17 protein-coding genes are annotated in these 16,066 nt (G+C 75.3%); 10 read left to right on the forward strand and 7 right to left on the reverse strand.

Annotation, left to right across the window (positions count from 1 at the left end; all coding sequences use genetic code 11):
* Positions 1 to 5: 5 nt before the first annotated feature.
* The 5 genes from ND486_RS20090 to ND486_RS20110 form a co-directional block, all read right to left on the reverse strand.
* Positions 6 to 443: a BLUF domain-containing protein gene (locus ND486_RS20090; protein ID WP_208819359.1), complete on the reverse strand. Its 438-nt coding sequence runs from the start codon at positions 441 to 443 to the stop codon at positions 6 to 8.
* Positions 444 to 745: 302 nt separating this feature from the next.
* Complete coding sequence (locus ND486_RS20095) at positions 746 to 1,195, reverse strand: hypothetical protein (RefSeq protein WP_251785755.1); 450 nt, start codon at positions 1,193 to 1,195, stop codon at positions 746 to 748.
* A gap of 143 nt (positions 1,196 to 1,338) precedes the next feature.
* Complete coding sequence (gene ychF, locus ND486_RS20100; protein ID WP_251785763.1) at positions 1,339 to 2,412, reverse strand: redox-regulated ATPase YchF; 1,074 nt, start codon at positions 2,410 to 2,412, stop codon at positions 1,339 to 1,341.
* Between the two features lie 25 nt (positions 2,413 to 2,437).
* Entirely contained in the window at positions 2,438 to 3,109 is a 672-nt protein-coding gene (locus ND486_RS20105) for a response regulator transcription factor (RefSeq protein WP_251785765.1), read from the reverse strand.
* Entirely contained in the window at positions 3,106 to 4,620 is a 1,515-nt protein-coding gene (locus ND486_RS20110; RefSeq protein WP_251785767.1) for an ATP-binding protein, read from the reverse strand. Before ND486_RS20110 ends, ND486_RS20105 begins: the two co-directional genes overlap by 4 nt.
* A 180-nt stretch (positions 4,621 to 4,800) precedes the next feature.
* On the opposite strand from ND486_RS20110, the gene ND486_RS20115 reads away from it, so the two are divergent.
* From ND486_RS20115 to ND486_RS20125, 3 genes are all read left to right on the forward strand, one after another.
* Complete coding sequence (locus ND486_RS20115; RefSeq protein WP_251785769.1) at positions 4,801 to 5,238, forward strand: hypothetical protein; 438 nt, start codon at positions 4,801 to 4,803, stop codon at positions 5,236 to 5,238.
* A gap of 69 nt (positions 5,239 to 5,307) precedes the next feature.
* Positions 5,308 to 6,804 (forward strand): AlkA N-terminal domain-containing protein, encoded by a 1,497-nt coding sequence (locus ND486_RS20120; protein ID WP_251785770.1) that lies wholly within the window; start codon positions 5,308 to 5,310, stop codon positions 6,802 to 6,804.
* The gene (locus ND486_RS20125; RefSeq protein ID WP_251785772.1) at positions 6,801 to 7,298 is read left to right on the forward strand and encodes a methylated-DNA--[protein]-cysteine S-methyltransferase; all 498 of its coding nucleotides are present in this window, start codon (positions 6,801 to 6,803) and stop codon (positions 7,296 to 7,298) included. The genes ND486_RS20120 and ND486_RS20125 overlap by 4 nt, the downstream gene beginning before the upstream one ends.
* Before the next feature lie 71 nt (positions 7,299 to 7,369).
* Here ND486_RS20125 and ND486_RS20130 read toward each other — a convergent pair whose 3' ends face one another.
* On the reverse strand, positions 7,370 to 7,909 hold the full coding sequence (locus ND486_RS20130) for a hypothetical protein (protein ID WP_251785775.1): 540 nt from the start codon (positions 7,907 to 7,909) through the stop codon (positions 7,370 to 7,372).
* A gap of 249 nt (positions 7,910 to 8,158) precedes the next feature.
* Here ND486_RS20130 and ND486_RS20135 point away from each other — a divergent pair, with 249 nt between their 5' ends.
* From ND486_RS20135 to ND486_RS20145, 3 genes are all read left to right on the forward strand, one after another.
* Entirely contained in the window at positions 8,159 to 9,754 is a 1,596-nt protein-coding gene (locus ND486_RS20135) for a DNA recombination protein RmuC (RefSeq protein WP_251785776.1), read from the forward strand.
* A gap of 76 nt (positions 9,755 to 9,830) precedes the next feature.
* Positions 9,831 to 10,610 carry a DUF6542 domain-containing protein gene (locus ND486_RS20140; protein WP_251785779.1) on the forward strand — a complete coding sequence of 260 codons (780 nt, stop codon included), beginning with the start codon at positions 9,831 to 9,833 and terminating at the stop codon, positions 10,608 to 10,610.
* 192 nt (positions 10,611 to 10,802) lie between these two features.
* A complete protein-coding gene (locus ND486_RS20145; protein WP_062400384.1) occupies positions 10,803 to 11,351 on the forward strand; it encodes a L,D-transpeptidase in 549 nt (182 codons plus the stop codon).
* A 69-nt stretch (positions 11,352 to 11,420) separates the two neighbouring features.
* Here ND486_RS20145 and ND486_RS20150 read toward each other — a convergent pair whose 3' ends face one another.
* On the reverse strand, positions 11,421 to 12,398 hold the full coding sequence (locus ND486_RS20150) for a 4-hydroxy-3-methylbut-2-enyl diphosphate reductase (protein ID WP_208818834.1): 978 nt from the start codon (positions 12,396 to 12,398) through the stop codon (positions 11,421 to 11,423).
* 113 nt (positions 12,399 to 12,511) lie between these two features.
* On the opposite strand from ND486_RS20150, the gene ND486_RS20155 reads away from it, so the two are divergent.
* The 4 genes from ND486_RS20155 (at position 12,512) to ND486_RS20170 (ending at position 15,981) form a co-directional block, all read left to right on the forward strand.
* Positions 12,512 to 13,126 (forward strand): lipid droplet-associated protein, encoded by a 615-nt coding sequence (locus ND486_RS20155; RefSeq protein ID WP_062400380.1) that lies wholly within the window; start codon positions 12,512 to 12,514, stop codon positions 13,124 to 13,126.
* Positions 13,123 to 14,364: an exodeoxyribonuclease VII large subunit gene (xseA, locus tag ND486_RS20160; RefSeq protein ID WP_251785780.1), complete on the forward strand. Its 1,242-nt coding sequence runs from the start codon at positions 13,123 to 13,125 to the stop codon at positions 14,362 to 14,364. The genes ND486_RS20155 and xseA overlap by 4 nt, the downstream gene beginning before the upstream one ends.
* Entirely contained in the window at positions 14,364 to 14,588 is a 225-nt protein-coding gene (locus ND486_RS20165; protein ID WP_251785782.1) for an exodeoxyribonuclease VII small subunit, read from the forward strand. The genes xseA and ND486_RS20165 overlap by 1 nt, the downstream gene beginning before the upstream one ends.
* Positions 14,589 to 14,811: 223 nt before the next feature.
* A complete protein-coding gene (locus tag ND486_RS20170) occupies positions 14,812 to 15,981 on the forward strand; it encodes a S9 family peptidase (RefSeq protein WP_251785784.1) in 1,170 nt (389 codons plus the stop codon).
* The last annotated feature ends 85 nt before the right edge of the window (positions 15,982 to 16,066 follow it).

Below are 16,066 nucleotides of genomic sequence, written 5' to 3' on the forward strand. Positions count from 1 at the left end.
CCGGGTCAGACCGAGTCCGCCCCGATGGTGTTCCGCATCCGCGTGAGCAGCTCCTGCTGCTCACGCCCGGGCTGGTCCGGTGCGGCGGGCCGGATGCGGCCGTCGACGTCGTGCAGCGGGATGTCCGAGCGCCCGATCACCGAGATGCGGGCCATCGACCAGCGGGAGAACACCCGGGCCTGGGCCGTCGTCGACTCGACGACCGACACATCGGTGTGCCGGTCGTCCTCCCGGATCTTCTCGAACAGCCCGGTGACGACCGTCTCGTCGCCCTCCAGGGTCTGGACGAACCAGTTGTCGGAGATCAGCAGCGCACCGGTGACACCGGCCTTCTTGTTCTTCGACCGGGCCACGTCGAAGATCTCGGCGAGGACCTCGTCGCGGCGCTCGCGCGGCACGGTGCTGTGACTGCGGTAGATCAACCGGTGGACCTGCTCGGCCATGTGGCTTCCCCCGTGTCGGTCGGGCCGCGCCACCGGGTCGGGCGCGGAACCGTCACGAGCCCGGATCCCGGGTGATCGTCACGGATGATCCGACGGTAGTGGCGTGGGACACACTGCGGCGTCGCGATATGAGACAACCTGTCGGAAGACCGACCGTCAGCGGGTCCCGTCGAACCGGACGTCCACCCGGGCCCGCCGTCCGTCCCGCACCGCCACACCGTGGCCCGGCCGTTCCGCGCCGTCGACCCGGCCCCGCGGCGGCGCGCCCGCGCCGGTGTCGTCGCGCCGTGCGCCGCGACGGGTCAGCAGTCGCTCCGGGGCACCAGGCCCCGCGCGCACAGGTACCGCATCTGGGTCTCGCCGCTGGTCGGCGCCCGGCCCGCGGCCGTGCCCGGGTCGAGGTACCCCTGGTAGGCCGAGCACGACGGGTCGAACCGGCCGGCCGCCATCGCCCGTGCCGCGCAGTCGTCACCGGACGTCCTCGCCCGGCTCTCCTCCGCCGCCCGCGCCTCGGCGGCCGCGGCCCGGTCCATCACCCGGCGGGCCGCGACGATCGCGTCGTCCACCGCCGCACCCGGCACGGACGAGCCCACCCCGGCCCGGGGCAGCACCCCGGCGGCGGGTGCGGACGGCGCGGACACCGAGACGGCCGCGGGTGCCGGAGTGGTGGCCCGCTCGGCGCCCGACGCGGCGGCGCACGCGCTGGTGGCGAACACGGCGGCGACGACGGCCGCCACGGCGAAGCGGCCCATGCCCATCGTCGTTCCCCCAGCCGGTCACGCCGGCCCCGCCCCGGGGCCCGGCCCACAGTGTCGTGGGTGGCGCGACGACGGTCAGCGTGTACGCCGGATCGTCACCCCTTCTGATGAGGGACGACGGGCGGGACCGCCGCGGGTCAGACGTTGAAGCGGAACTCGACCACGTCGCCGTCGTGCATGACGTAGTCCTTCCCCTCCATCCGCACCTTGCCCGCGGCCTTCGCGGCGTTCATCGACCCCGCGGCGACCAGGTCGTCGAAGGAGACGATCTCGGCCTTGATGAAGCCCCGCTCGAAGTCGGTGTGGATGACCCCGGCCGCCTGCGGCGCGGTGGCGCCCTGCGGGATCGTCCAGGCGCGCGACTCCTTGGGCCCGGCGGTCAGGTAGGTCTGCAGCCCGAGGGTGGAGAACCCGGCCCGGGCGAGCTGGGCCAGGCCCGGCTCGTCCTGCCCGATGGACTCCAGCAGCTCGGCGGCGGAGGAGTCGTCGAGCTCCAGCAGCTCGGCCTCGACCTTGGCGTCGAGGAAGACCGCCTGGGCGGGGGCGACGAGCTCGGTGAGCTCCTTGCGCCGGGCGTCGTCGGTGAGGACGGCCTCGTCGGCGTTGAAGACGTAGAGGAACGGCTTCGTGGTGAGCAGGGTCAGCTCGCGCAGCAGCTCGGTGTCGGCGTCGGCCTGGAACAGCGTCCGGCCCTCGTTGAGGATCGCGACGGCGGCGTGCGCGGCGTCCAGGACCGGCTTGCGGTCCTTCTGGGTGCGGGCCTCCTTCTCCAGCCGCGGGATCGCCTTCTCCAGCGTCTGCAGGTCGGCCAGGACCAGCTCCGTCGCGATCGTCTCGATGTCGCTCGCGGCGTCGATGCGGCCGTCGACGTGCACCACGTCCGGGTCGTCGAAGACGCGCACGACCTGGCAGATCGCGTCGGACTCACGGATGTTCGCGAGGAACTTGTTGCCCAGGCCCGCGCCCTCGGACGCGCCCTTGACGATGCCGGCGATGTCGACGAAGGACACCGACGCCGGGATGATCTTCTCCGACGAGAAGATCTCGGCCAGCGTCCCCAGGCGCGCGTCGGGGAGCGGGACGACGCCGACGTTGGGCTCGATCGTCGCGAACGGGTAGTTCGCGGCGAGCACGTCGTTGCGGGTCAGCGCGTTGAACAGGGTCGACTTGCCGACGTTGGGCAGGCCGACGATGCCGAGGGTGAGGGACACGGACGACCAGGGTAGTCGGCCCTGCTCAGCCCGGTTCGAGCCGGTAGCCCGCGCCGCGCACGGTCGCGATCCACTGCGGCCCGAGCTTGCGGCGCAGGTAGCGGACGTAGACGTCCACGACGTTGGACGACGCCCCCGACTCGGCGGGCCCCCACACCAGCCGGAGCAGCTGGTCGCGGGACAGCACCTGGCCCGGGTGACGCAGGAACGTCTCGGCCAGCGCGCACTCGCGCGCCGACAGCTCGACGGTGCGGCCGTGCACGCTCACGTGCCGGGTACGGGGGTCGAGCTCGAGCCCGTGGAAGGTCAGCACGTCCGGGTCCGGGACGGGGCGGGCGCGCTCCAGCCGCAGCCGGATCCGGGCCACCAGCTCCTCGAACCGGAACGGCTTGGCCATGTAGTCGTCGGCGCCGCCGGTCAGCCCGGCGACGGTGTCGTGCACGCTGTCGCGCGCGGTCAGGATGATCACCGGGACGGCGCTGCCCGCCGCCCGCAGCCGGCGCAGGACCTCGAAGCCGTCCATCCCGGGCAGCCCGATGTCGAGCACCAGCAGGTCGAACCCACCGGTCACGGCGTGGTCGTGCACACCGGCCCCGTCGGCGACGACCGTGACCTCGAACCCGGCCCCGACCAGGCCCTTCTTCACGAACGACGCGATGCGCGGCTCGTCCTCGGCCACCAGGATCCGGCTGCTCACGTCTCGCTCCTCGGCAGGTCCAGCGTGAAGGTCGCCCCGTGCCCGGGTGTGCTCTCGAGCAGCACGCGGCCGCCGTGTGTCGTCGCGATGGCCTCGACGATGGACAGCCCGAGCCCGGCGCCGTCGGAGCGGGGCGCGTCGTCGCCGCGCGCGAAGCGCCGGAACACCCGCTGCCGGTCCTCCGGTGCGACGCCCGGTCCGGAGTCGGCCACCCAGATCCGCACCCGCCCGTCGACCGCCTCCGAGCCGAGCGCGATCCGGTCGCCGTCACCGGTGAACCGGGTCGCGTTGTCGGCCAGCGCGACGACGGCCTGGGTGATCCGCTGCGGGTCCATCCGGCACCGCACCGCGGCCACCGACTCCAGCCGCCAGTCCCGGTCGGCGAGGCCGGTCAGCTTCTCGAACAGCTCCCGGGTCAGCACGCCGACGTCGACGGTCTCGGTCCGCAGCAGCGACGGCTGCTCGGCCCGGGTCAGCGCGAGCATCTCCGACACCAGCCGGTTCATGCGCTCCAGCTCGTCGTCGACCAGGGCGACGGTCTCGGCGACGTCGTCGGGGTCGCGCGGGTCGAGCACCCCGAGGTGCCCCCGGACGATGGTGATCGGGGTGCGCAGCTCGTGCCCGGCGTCGTCGACGAACCGCCGCTGGGACACCATCCCGCTCTGCACCCGGTCGAGCATCGCGTTCAGCGTGGTGGCCAGCTCGGCGATCTCGTCGCGGGCCCGTGCGCGCTGCGGCACCCGGCGCGACAGGTCCCGCCCGGTGATGGTGCGGGCCGTCGCGGCGACGTCGCGCAGCGGCCGCAGGATGCGCCCGGCCACCAGCCACGCCCCGACCGCGGACAGCAGCGCCGTCCCGAACCCGACCAGCCCCATCAGCCGCGCGGCCTCGTGGGCGAAGTCGTGCTCGCGCTCGGTGAAGTAGCCGATCACGATGACGCCGCGCTGCGGGTCGCCGGCGAGCCCGACCGGCAGTGCCGACCACCGCACCTCGCCCGCCGAGCTGAGGTAGGAGCCGCGGGTGGGACGGCGGACGTCCGCGACCAGCGCGGCGAACGCCGGGTCCTCGCGCAGCAGCACCCGCGGACTGGTCCGCCGGGACTCCCAGCGGAAGCGCCCGTCGAGGTAGCCCAGGAACTTCTCGTTCGGCCGCGCGACGTTGGCGGCGATCACCGACCGCAGGATCTCGTCGACCGAGGAGTACGGCTGGCCGGTCGTCGGGTTGACGCCGGTCTCGGTGACGCGGGCGAACTCGGCGATCTCGGAGTTCAGCGCGCCGTCGATCCGGCGGTCGGTCTCGTCGATCAGCAGCATCCAGGTCAGCAGCGTGACGACGCCCAGCGAGGCCAGCACGAGCAGCAGGACCCACCCGACGATGCGGGTGCGGGCCGCGGTCGCCCGCCCGGCGCGACGGGGCCCGGGGCCGGTCTCGACGGCCTCGGTCGCGATGATCGCCTCCAGTTCGTCCGTGCCGACGACCATGATCCCGTACCCGCCCCGGGGCCAGGACACGACACCCACCGCGAAAGATCACCGTCAGTCGCCGACATTGCTCCGTTGGGCGTAAGGCATACTCCGTCGCACGACGCACAGGTGACGTAGAGCCATCGTCGACCCGCTCCCATCACCCGGACAGCCGCACACCACCTCCGTCCGGGCCGAGCTTCGACGACCGAGACCGAGGGGGACGTCGTGCGCCTGCCCGGAATGCACGCCCTGCTGACCGCGGGGGTCGCGGTCCTGACCACCGCCGGGACCGTGTCCGCGGTGTCGCTGACCGCGGCCGGCCGGGAGGAGCCCGCACTGCCCCCGGCACCGCCGGTCGCACCCGCCCCACCGGCACCCGCTCCCCCGCCGCTCGTCCCGGCCCCGGCACCGGCACCGTCGGGCGCGAGCGCACCCGTCGTGCGCGACGACACCGGCGGCGTCACCCGGGAGCGGGAGACGGCGGCCCCCGAACGGGTCGAGCCCGCCCCCGTCGCGACCCCGGCCCCGGCCGACCCGCCGCGCGCCACCCCGGAGCGGACCCGTGAGCGCCCGTCGGGGGTCCCCGACCGGGACGCCTCGCGCGAGGAGGAGGTCCGCTTCGCCTGCGAGCAGGGATGGGTGTCGGGCGCGCTCTGCCCGTAGACCGGACCCCGGACACCGGTGACCGATTCCCGCCAGTGACGACGGCCGCCCAGTGGCATCGTCGGTGCCGTGCTGCTCGACCACGACTCCTGTTACCGCGCCGTCGCCGCCAAGGACGCGCGGTTCGACGGCCAGTTCGTCACGGCCGTGCGCACCACCGGCATCTACTGCCGCCCGTCCTGCCCGGTGCCGCCTCCGCGCTCGCGCAACGTCGAGTTCCTGCGGACCGCGGCCGCCGCGCAGACCGCGGGCTACCGCGCCTGCCGGCGGTGCCTGCCCGACGCCGTCCCCGGCTCGCCGGAGTGGAACCTGCGCGCGGACGCCGCCGGGCGAGCCATGCGCCTGATCGCCGACGGCGTCGTCGAGCGCGACGGGGTCCCCGGGCTCGCGTCGCGGCTGGGCTACTCGCCCCGCCAGCTCGGCCGGATCCTCACCTCCGAGGTCGGCGCCGGGCCGCTGGCCCTGGCCCGCGCGCAGCGCGCGCACACCGCCCGCATCCTGGTCGAGACCACCCCGCTCGGGCTGGCCGACGTCGCGTTCGCCGCCGGGTTCGGCAGCGTCCGCCAGTTCAACGACACCGTCCGCACCGTCTACGGCGTCCCGCCCTCGCAGCTGCGCGCCGAGGCCGCCCGCCGGTCGCGGACCCGTGAGCCCGGCCCGCCGGGGGCGCTGGTCCTGCGCCTGCCCTACCGGTCCCCGTTCGACCCGCACGGCCTGCTCGACCACCTCGCGGCCCGCGCCGTCGACGGCGTCGAGGCCGTCACCGGCGGCACGTACCGGCGCACGCTGCGGCTGCCGCACGGACCGGCCGTCATCGCGCTGGACCTGACCGCGCGGGCCGGAGCCGTGGTGGCGACGCTGCGGGCGTCCGACCCGCGGGACGTCGGTCCCGCGGTGTCCCGGCTGCGCCGGCTGCTCGACCTCGACGCCGACCCGCTCGCCGTCGACGCCGTGCTGGGCGCCGACGACGCTCTCGCCCCGCTGGTCGCCGCGACGCCCGGGATCCGGCTGGCGGGCACCGTCGACCCGGCCGAGACGGCGGTGCGCACGGTGCTGGGCCAGCAGGTGTCGGTCGCCGCGGCCCGTACCGCCGCGGCTCGTCTCGCGGCGGTGCACGGGACGCCGCTGCCCGCCGAGCTGCGCGACGACGACGGGCCGCACCTGCTGTTCCCCGGGCCGGGGACCCTCGCCGACGCCGACATCGCGGGGCCGGCGCGGCGGGCGTCGTCGCTGCGGGGGCTGTGCGCCGCGCTCGCCGACGGCACCCTCGCCCTCGACCCCGGGCGCGACCCGGACGGGCTGCGCGCCGAGCTGTGCGCGCTGCCCGGGATCGGTCCGTGGAGCGCCGGCTACCTGGCCATGCGCGTCCTGGGCGATCCCGACGAGCTGCTCGCCTCCGACCTCGCGGTGCGCCGCGGGGCCGAGGCACTCGGACTGCCCGGCGACGAGGCGGCGCTCACCGCGCGCGCCCACGCCTGGGCCCCCTGGCGGTCCTACGCCGCCACCCATCTCTGGCGGGCCGCGACGTCCGCCGCCACCACCACCACTCCTCGGAGGAGCGCATGAGCACGGCAACCTGGTCCACACGGGACACCCCGGCCGGGCCGTTCACCGCCGTCGTCGACGACGACGGACACGTCCTCGCCTCCGGCTGGACCGCCTCGGTCGACGAGCTGCTCGCCCTGGTGCACCGCTCGCTGGCCCCGGCGACCGTGGTCGAGGGCGACCTCGGTGCGGTCGGCGAGGCGGTCGACCGCTACCACGGCGGCGACCTGTCGGTGATCGACGACGTGCCCGTCCGCCAGCGGTCCGGCCCCTACCGGGAGCTGGCGTGGGACGTGCTGCGGACCGTCCCCGCGGGGGCACCGGTCACCTACACCGGCTACGCCGAGAAGACCGGCCGCCCCGCGGCGGTGCGGGCCGCGGCGGGCGCCTGCGCGTTCAACGCGGCGGCGCTGTTCGTCCCGTGCCACCGGGTGCTGCGCACCGACGGGAGCCTGGGCGGGTTCCGCTACGGCCTAGCCGTGAAGCGGTGGCTGCTGGAGCACGAGGCGGTCTGAGACCGCCGCGGCGGCCGCGGATCGCGCACCGCGGCCGCCGCGTGGCCGGTGGTCCGGGGCGGCGCCCCGGGTCAGCGCTCGGTGACCGGGCCGACCTGGATGCCGGCGTCGACGCCGATCGGCCCCCGGGCCAGGAAGCCGCCCGGGACGTCACCGCCGGGACCGTGCAGCGAGAACTGCAGCTCGTTCGCCCGGGCGGGCCCGGCGGAGTCGCGGACCTGCACGTCGAACCGCACGGGCTCGCCCGGCCCGAACTCGACGGCGCGGGTCTGGTCGCCGTGGGGCACCGCGACCTCGGAGGCGCGCGGCGAGCCGTTCAGGCTGAACACCAGGTCCGACGGCGATCCGGACAGCAGGCACGGCGACGTGCCGGGGGCCGCGCTGAGCACGACCGTGTAGTGACGGTGTCCGGCGCTGCCCGGGGCCGGGTGGATGGTCGCCTGCTGGTTCGCCGGGCGGCAGGCACTGGGCGCCGGGTCCCCCGCCGGCGTCGCGGGTGCGGCCGAGGCGACCCCGGCCGGGACGAGCACGGCCGCGGCGGCGACCGCCAGGGCGGCGGTGGTCGTGGCGACCGTACGGCCGATGGTGCGGGCGAGTCGGGTGGTCTTCACAGGTACCTCTCTCACTCTCGCGGTGCGCCCGGGCCCCCCGGCCCGGACCGTCGGCCCCCCGAAGGTCCGACACCGGGGAAGACGTGTGCATCGCGAACCGGTTCGCCCGGCGTGGCATCCGCCTCGCCGGGGCAACCCGGCCGGCCGCCGGCCGTCCCCCGTGCGTGCCCGTGCGGGACACCCGGCTCCGGACACGCCGCTGAGCTGCGGCGGCGCGGAACTGTCGGGGGTGCGGTGCACGCTGCGGGGGTGGACGTCCTCAGCCTGCTCCTCGGATCGCTGCTCGGTGCGGCGGTCGCCGCCGCCGTGGTCTGGTCGGTGGCCGCCGCCCGGTTCCGGGCCGAGGCGGCCGAGGCGGCCCGGGCCGCCGCGAACACCGCCGCCACCACCCGGGCCGACGCGGCGGGTCTGCGCGCCGAGCGCGCCGCGCTGCTCGAACGGGTCGAGGAGCTGCACGAGTCCCTCGACGACGCGACGGTCCGCGCCCGGCGGGCCGAGTCCGACGCCGCGGGAGCCACCGCCGCGCTGCGCGCCGAGCGGGAGGCCCGGGCCGGGGCCGAGGCCGCGACGGTGCGCCGCGAGGCCGAGCTGAAGGACTCCTTCGCCGCGCTGTCGCAGGACGCGCTGGCCCGCAACAACGAGGCGTTCGTGGCGCTGGCGGAGAGCAGGCTCAAGGAGGCGACCGCCGCGCTCGCGGCGAAGGCCGACGGCGACCAGGCCGCCCGTGCGAAGGCCGTCGAGCAGCTGCTCGACCCGGTCTCGGCGGCGCTGGGCCGGGTCGAGGGGCAGCTGCGGACGGTGGAGAAGGAGCGCGAGTCCGCCTACGCCGGGCTCCGCGAGCAGGTCAGGGCGATGGCGGCGAGCTCGGACAAGCTCGGCACCGAGACGAAGGCACTGGTCAACGCGCTGCGGGCGCCGCAGGTGCGGGGCCGGTGGGGCGAGATGCAGCTGCAGCGGGTCGCGGAGATGGCCGGGATGCTCGAGCACTGCGACTTCTCCACCCAGGTGTCCGCCGCCGGGGAGGACGGCGGGGTCCGCCCGGACATGCTGGTCCGGCTCGCGGGCGGCAAGCAGGTCGTCGTCGACGCGAAGGTGCCGTTCGCGGCCTACCTGCAGGCGGTCGAGGCCTCGGACCCGGACGTGCACACCGAACGGCTCGCGGCGCACGCCCGGCAGCTGCGCACGCACGTGGACCAGCTCTCGGCCAAGGCCTACTGGGAGTCGTTCGAGCCGACACCGGAGTTCGTGGTGCTGTTCGTGCCGGGTGACCCGTTCCTGGAGGCGGCGCTGCGCTCGGACCCGGGGCTGCTGGAGTACGCCTTCGGCCGCAACGTCGTGCTCTCGACGCCGACCACCCTCGTCGCGCTGCTGCGCACCGTCGCCTACGGCTGGAAGCAGGAGGCCCTGGCCCGCAACGCCGCCCAGGTGCACCGGCTCGGGCGCGAGCTGCACGGGCGCCTCGCGACGATGGGCACGCACGTCGCGAAGCTCGGCCGCAGCCTGGACGCGGTGGTGGACAGCTACAACCGGACCGTCTCCTCGCTGGAGGCGCGGGTCCTGGTGAGCGCCCGGAAGTTCACCGAGCTGCAGGTGTCCGACACCGAGCTGGGGACGCCCGCGACGGTCGACCGGACCCCGCGCGGCGTCTCCGCGCCCGAGCTGGTCGCCTCCGCCGGGGACTCGCTGGTGTCCCTCGAGGACCTCGGGCGGCCCGACCACCACCGGCCGGACGGCACCCGATCCGGCGGTGGCCGACCCGACGGCGCACATCCGGGCACGTTCGGCGACGGCGACACGGCACGCGACGAGGCGACCGGGACACCGTGGCGGGAGGGGTTAGGCTGACCGGGTGACCACGGCCCGATCGAGCTCGGCCCGCCGGCCCGGCCGGGGCCCAGCCCCCGCGCGCGGTGGCTGGCCGGTGCGTGAGCGGTCCCTGCTCCCCCCGGTCCTCGGTGTCCCGCCGCTCGCGGCCACCGGTCTGGCCGTCGGCACCACCGCCCTCGGCGTCCTGGTGGACCTGCTGCGGATCGGCACGGTCGGCCGGGTGTTCGAGGTCTGCTACCTGCTCGGCTGCGTGCTCGCGGTGTCGTGGGTCCGCCGGCGCGGGCTGTTCCTGCCGGCCGTGCAGCCGCCGCTGCTGCTCGCCGTCGTCGTACCGCTGGTCGCGGTGCTGATCGGCGCCCCGTCCGGCGGCGGCACGGCGCAGAGCCTGCTCATGGCGGGCGCCCCGCTGATCAACGCGTTCCCGGCGATGGCGGTGACCACACTGGTCGTCCTGCTCGTCGCCGGTCTGCGCGTGCTGCGCCAGCGTCTCGGCCCGGACGACGCCGTCGGCCGGCTGCGGCAGCGACTGGGCCGCGACCCGGGCGGGTACGACCCCGACGGTCCCGGCGGACGGACCCGGGCACCGCGCGGCGCGGGCACCGCGACGACGACCGCGGCCCGCTCCCGCACCACCGGCACCGCCCGCACCGGCTCGGTCCGCACCGGGTCCACCGGTCGCACCGGGTCCACCGGGCGCACCGGGTCCACCGGGCGGACCGGGTCCACCGGCACCGGGGTCTCCCGCACCGGCTCCGCAGCGCGCTCCACCGGGACGGCGCGCTCCGGCTCCTCGCGCGCCGACTCCTCCCGCTCCGAACCCTCCCGTGGGTCGACACGCGGCGCGACCGGCCGGACACGCCGCGACACCCGCTGACCGCCACCCGGCGCAGCCACGGTCGTCCGGACGCATCCGCCCAGGTGGACGGCCGGAACGTACCCCGCAGACCGCTCGGGTGACGACGGATCGGACAATGGGAGCAACCCACTGCCCTCCCGAGCGTCTTCCCATCGGGGGCACGGCGTGACCCCGCCGCTCCCCGACGCACGCCGGATCCACTGGAGAGCCATGTCGACCACCCGCAGCCCCCGCAGGACGCGACCCGCGATCGTCGTCGCGCTGGTCGCCGCGGCCGTCGCGCTGATCGGCGTCGGCACCGCGATCGCAGGGACCCCGGCCGCGCAGGCCTTCCGTGACCAGCCGCTCGTCGCGGGCACCCCGTGCACCGTCACGGCCCGCGCCTGCGTCGACCTCGACACCCAGCGCTCCTGGCTGTTCACCGACGGGAAGATCACCCACGGGCCCGTCCCGGTCGCCATCGGCGGCCCGGGTAAGGAGACCCCGGTCGGCCACTCCCTGCGGGTCTACCGCAAGGAGCAGCTGCACAAGAGCGGCGAGTACACGATGACCAACGGCGAGCCCGCCCCGATGCCGTGGGCGGTGTTCTTCCAGGACGGCGGCATCGCCTTCCACGAGGGCCGCACCGACACCCCGTCGGCGGGCTGCGTCCGGCTCACCCCGGAGAACGCGAAGCTCTGGTTCGACACCCTGCAGATCGGCGACCAGGTGCAGGTCGTGTCGGCGAAGCAGGTCCAGGCGGACCGCGCCGCGGGCTGATCCCCGCCCCGTACACACGTGAGGCCCCGGACCGGTTCGGTCCGGGGCCTCCGTCGTGTGTGCCGCGGGTCAGTTCACCGGGGTCAGGCCCAGCGACCGGCCGCGCGGCGGGCGCAGCTCGCGGGGCAGCGAGAAGGTCAGCGTCTCCTCGGCGGTGTCGACCTCCTCGACCGAGCCGAAGCCGCGCTCGGCGAGGTACTCGACGACACCCTGCACCAGGATCTCCGGGACCGACGCACCGCTGGTGATCCCGACCGTCGTGACGCCGTCGAGCCAGGACTCGTCGATCTCGCGGGCGTAGTCGATCAGGTACGAGGCACCGGCCCCGGCGCCCAGCGCGACCTCGACCAGACGCACCGAGTTCGACGAGTTCCGCGACCCGACGACCAGCACCAGGTCGCAGCGCGGCGCCATCGTCTTCACCGCGACCTGGCGGTTCTGCGTGGCGTAGCAGATGTCGTCCGACGGCGGGTTCTGCAGCTTCGGGAACCGCTCGCGCAGCGCACGGACGGTGTCCATCGTCTCGTCGACGCTCAGCGTGGTCTGCGACAGCCACACGACCCGCTCCGGGTCGCGGACGGTCACGGAGTCGACGTCGGCGGCGGACTCCACGAGCTGGATGTGCTCGGGCGCCTCACCGGAGGTCCCCTCGACCTCCTCGTGTCCGGCGTGCCCGACGAGCAGGATGTCGTAGTCCTCGCGGGCGAACCGCTTCGCCTCCTGGTGGACCTTGGTCACCAGCGGGCAGGTCGCGTCGATGGTCTGCAGGTTCCGGCCCGCGGCCTCGTCGCGGACCGCGGGCGAGACGCCGTGCGCGGAGAACACCACGTGCGCGCCCTCCGGAACCTCCGACGCCTCGTCGACGAAGATCGCACCGCGCTCGCGCAGCGTCTCCACGACGTGCTTGTTGTGCACGATCTCCTTGCGGACGTACACGGGGGCGCCGTACTGGTCGAGCGCCTGCTCCACCGCCTCGACGGCACGGTCGACGCCCGCGCAGTAGCCGCGGGGCTTGGCGAGCAGGACCTGCTTGGCAGAACCGGACATGGCCCCCAGGGTACGGACCGGCCCGGGAGCGGGCAGCCGTACGTGACCGGCCCGACCGGCTCCCGGCGCGCCCGGCGCGACAGGCGGCCGCGGATGAGGGGACAATGGCGTGCATGTCTCCGCTGCCGTTCCCCGTGCGGATCGCCGCCGGCCTCGTCGTGACCGCCGTCGAGCAGGCCCGAGAGCTGCCGCGGCACGCCGTCGAGCTGCCGGTGACCGCGGTCAGCCAGGCGCTGCAGGTGTCCATGCGGCTCCAGCAGCGGATCACCGAGCTGGCCATCAAGGGCGACCGCGCGCTGGGCACCCTGCGTCCCGCCGACGACATCCCCAGCTGGGCGACCTTCGACGACGACCTGGCCGACGGCGCCGACCTCTCGCTGCCCGACCCGGAGCCGATCGCCCCGCCGTTGCCGCCCGCCGCTCCCCCGGCCGGGCGCAACGGCACCGTGTCGTCGCTGCGGCCCGCCCGCACCGGCATCCCGATCGACCGGTCGCCCGCGTCGCCGCGTCCGGCGTCGGCGTCGAACCGGGCCGAGGCGAGTGCCACCGCGCCCGCCGTGCTGCCCGAGTACCCGACGATGACCGTGCCCCAGCTGCGCGGCAAGCTCCGCACGCTGAGCCTCGACGACCTCGCGGACCTCCTCGCCTGGGAGACCGCGCACGAGAACCGGCCGCCGTACGTCACGATGCTGACGAACCGGATCGCGACGGTGTCCGAGAACCGTTGAGCGCCACGACCTCCGAGGAGGACCCGTGGCCGGTCCGCACGGTCGCCCGCAAGATCGCCGAGTGGGTCGACCGGCTCGGCGCGGTGTGGGTCGAGGGCCAGCTCGCCCAGGTCAACGTCCGCTCCGGGACCGCGTTCCTGACCCTGCGTGACCCGGCCGCCGACATCTCCCTGCAGCTGACGGCGCCGTCGTCGCTGGTGCGCGACGCCGGCGGCGCCGTGACCGAGGGCAGCCGGGTGATCGTGCACGGCAAGCCGTCGTTCTACCTGGGGCGCGGCACGCTGTCGCTGCGCGTCGACCGGATCCGCGCGGTCGGACTCGGCGAGCTGCTGGCCCGGATCGAGCGGCTGCGCAGGCTGCTCGCCGCCGAGGGGCTGTTCGACCCGGCCCTCAAGCGGCGCCCGCCGCTGCTCCCGCACACCATCGGCCTGGTCACCGGGCGCGACTCGGCGGCCGAGCACGACGTCGTCCGCAACGCGACCTCGCGCTGGCCCGCGGTGCGGTTCCGGATCGAGAACGTCGCGGTGCAGGGCGGGCTCGCCGTCGAGCAGGTCGTCGGCGCGCTGCGGGCCCTCGACCGGGACCCGGACGTCGAGGTCATCGTGCTCGCCCGCGGTGGCGGCAGCGTCGAGGACCTGCTGCCCTTCTCCGACGAGACGCTGTGCCGCGCCGTCGCCGCCTGCCGGACCCCGGTCGTGTCGGCCATCGGGCACGAGCCGGACACCCCGCTGGTCGACCACGTCGCCGACGTGCGCTGTTCCACCCCCACCGAGGCCGGACGCAGCCTGGTGCCCGACCTCGCCGAGGAGACCGCGCGGATCTCCGGGCTGCGCGACCGGGCCCGCCGCGCGCTGCACGGCTGGGTCGACCGCGAGCAGCACCGCCTCGACGACCTGCGGCGACGGCCGGTGCTGGCCGACCCGCTGCGCATGGTCACCTCCCGGGAGGGCGAGATCGCCGACGCCCGCGCCGCCGCCCACCGCGCGGTGCTGCGGCGGCTGGACCGGTCGTCGTCGGAGCTGGAGCACCTGGGTGCCCGGCTCGCCGCGCTCGGCCCGACCGCGACCCTGGCCCGCGGCTACGCGATCGTGCAGCTCGCCGACCGCACCGACGACGACGTGCCCCCGCTGCTGCGGTCGGTCGCCGACGCGCCCGCCGGCACCGGCCTGCGGATCCGGGTCGCCGACGGCGCCGTCGCCGCCACCGTGACCACCACCACCACCGACCCGGAGACCTGATGAGCGACCGACCGGCAGTGGAGACCCTGGGCTACGAGAAGGCCCGCGACGAGCTCGTGGAGGTCGTGCGCGCGCTGGAGGTCGGCGGCCTCGGCCTGGACGAGTCCGTCGCACTGTGGGAGCGCGGCGAGGCCCTGGCCAAGCGCTGCGACGCCCAGCTCGCCGGCGCCCGCACCCGCATCGAGGAGAAGCTGGCCGAGGCGGAACGCGACCCCGACGCCTGACGCCGTCCCGCCGGCACACGGTCGGGATACCGGCGCCGGCAGGCCACCCGCGGCGACGACCGCGACCCCGTCCGTCGAGCCGGGCGACGATCCGGGACCCGGCTCGCCGGGCCACGTCGTGTGCCCGGCGGCCGCGCACCCACCCCTGGACATCGTCCCCGGTCCTGTCTACCGTCAAAACGGAACGATACCGTTTCGTTCCATTGAGACACCGGAGTTGGCGATGAAGTTCCTCTTCGACGACGAGTCCTTCTCCTTCGAGGCGCTGCGCGCGGCCGGCTACGCGGCCTACGCCGGCGCCGACCTCGGCGAGGTCCTGGTGACCTGCCGGGACATCCCGGAGGGCGACCACGACGCCTGGTCGACGCGATGGGCCGCGACCGCGGCGCGTGTCGAGCTCATCGGTCGCGACGCGCAGGCGGCCGGTCACCGGGTCAGCGCCCGGGAGGCGCTGCTGCGTGCCTCGAACTACTACCGGACCGCTGACTTCTACCGGCGCGAGAACCCCGCGCAGGACACGGAGTCCGCCCGGCTCGCCACCGCGTCGCAGCAGACGTTCGCGGACGCGGTCACCCTCTTCGACACCCCCGTCCGGGCCGTCGAGATCCCCTACGAGGACGTGTCGCTGCCGGGCTACCTGTTCCTGGTCGACGACTCCGGGGTCCGCCGGCCCACCGTGCTCTTCCACGGCGGCTACGACTCAACCCTCGAGGAGGACTACTTCGCGCTCGCGGCCGGCGCGCTGCGGCGCGGCTACAACGTCCTGGCCTTCGACGGCCCGGGCCAGGGCCGGAGCCTCCGGGACCGGGGACTGCACTTCCGCCCGGACTGGGAGGCCGTCGTCACACCGGCCGTCGACCTCGCGCTCGCCCAGCCCGAGGTCGACCCGGAGCGCCTCACCCTGATCGGCATGAGCCTGGGCGGGTACCTGGCCGCCAGGGCCGCCGCCTTCGAGCCACGGCTGGCCGCCGCGGTGCTGTACGACGGCGTCCACGACTTCCGGCCGGTCGTCGCCGCGATCGGTGACCGCGCCGCGGCGACCCCCGGCGGGCTGGACGCCCTGATGGCCCGGGACACGGGTGCGCGCTGGGCCGTGCTCAACGGGCTGTGGACCTTCGGCGTACGCGACTTCGACGAGCTCCTCGACGCGGCCGGGCCCTACACGATGAACGGGGTCACCGGGCTCATCAGGTGCCCGACGCTGGTGCTGGAGGCGGAGAACGACCAGTTCTTCCGAGGACAGCCGCAACGCGTGTACGACGAGCTCACCTCGGTCAAGGAGCTGATCGTGTTCCGCGAGGACGAGGGAGGCGGGGAGCACTGCCACGAGGGGGCGCTCTTCCTGTTCCACCAGCGCACGTTCGACTGGCTCGACACCGTTCTCGGCCGCTGAGGCCGGCGACCACCGGTCACGGCCGGACCCGCTGCGCCGCGCCTCACCGGTGCCGCGGCGCAGCACCGGACCCGGGTCACCGGGC

The organism is Pseudonocardia sp. DR1-2, assembly GCF_023717215.1.
Classification (GTDB): domain Bacteria; phylum Actinomycetota; class Actinomycetes; order Mycobacteriales; family Pseudonocardiaceae; genus Pseudonocardia; species Pseudonocardia alni.

Excerpts from the sequence above, each read along its gene's own strand:
- ND486_RS20090 (WP_208819359.1), bottom strand. The coding sequence starts at position 443 with ATGGCCGAGCAGGTCCACCGGTTGATCTACCGCAGTCACAGCACCGTG.
- ND486_RS20095 (WP_251785755.1), bottom strand. The coding sequence starts at position 1,195 with ATGGGCCGCTTCGCCGTGGCGGCCGTCGTCGCCGCCGTGTTCGCCACC.
- ND486_RS20125 (WP_251785772.1), top strand. The coding sequence starts at position 6,801 with ATGAGCACGGCAACCTGGTCCACACGGGACACCCCGGCCGGGCCGTTC.
- ND486_RS20145 (WP_062400384.1), top strand. The coding sequence starts at position 10,803 with ATGTCGACCACCCGCAGCCCCCGCAGGACGCGACCCGCGATCGTCGTC.
- ND486_RS20150 (WP_208818834.1), bottom strand. The coding sequence starts at position 12,398 with ATGTCCGGTTCTGCCAAGCAGGTCCTGCTCGCCAAGCCCCGCGGCTAC.
- ND486_RS20155 (WP_062400380.1), top strand. The coding sequence starts at position 12,512 with ATGTCTCCGCTGCCGTTCCCCGTGCGGATCGCCGCCGGCCTCGTCGTG.
- ND486_RS20165 (WP_251785782.1), top strand. The coding sequence starts at position 14,364 with ATGAGCGACCGACCGGCAGTGGAGACCCTGGGCTACGAGAAGGCCCGC.
- ND486_RS20170 (WP_251785784.1), top strand. The coding sequence starts at position 14,812 with ATGAAGTTCCTCTTCGACGACGAGTCCTTCTCCTTCGAGGCGCTGCGC.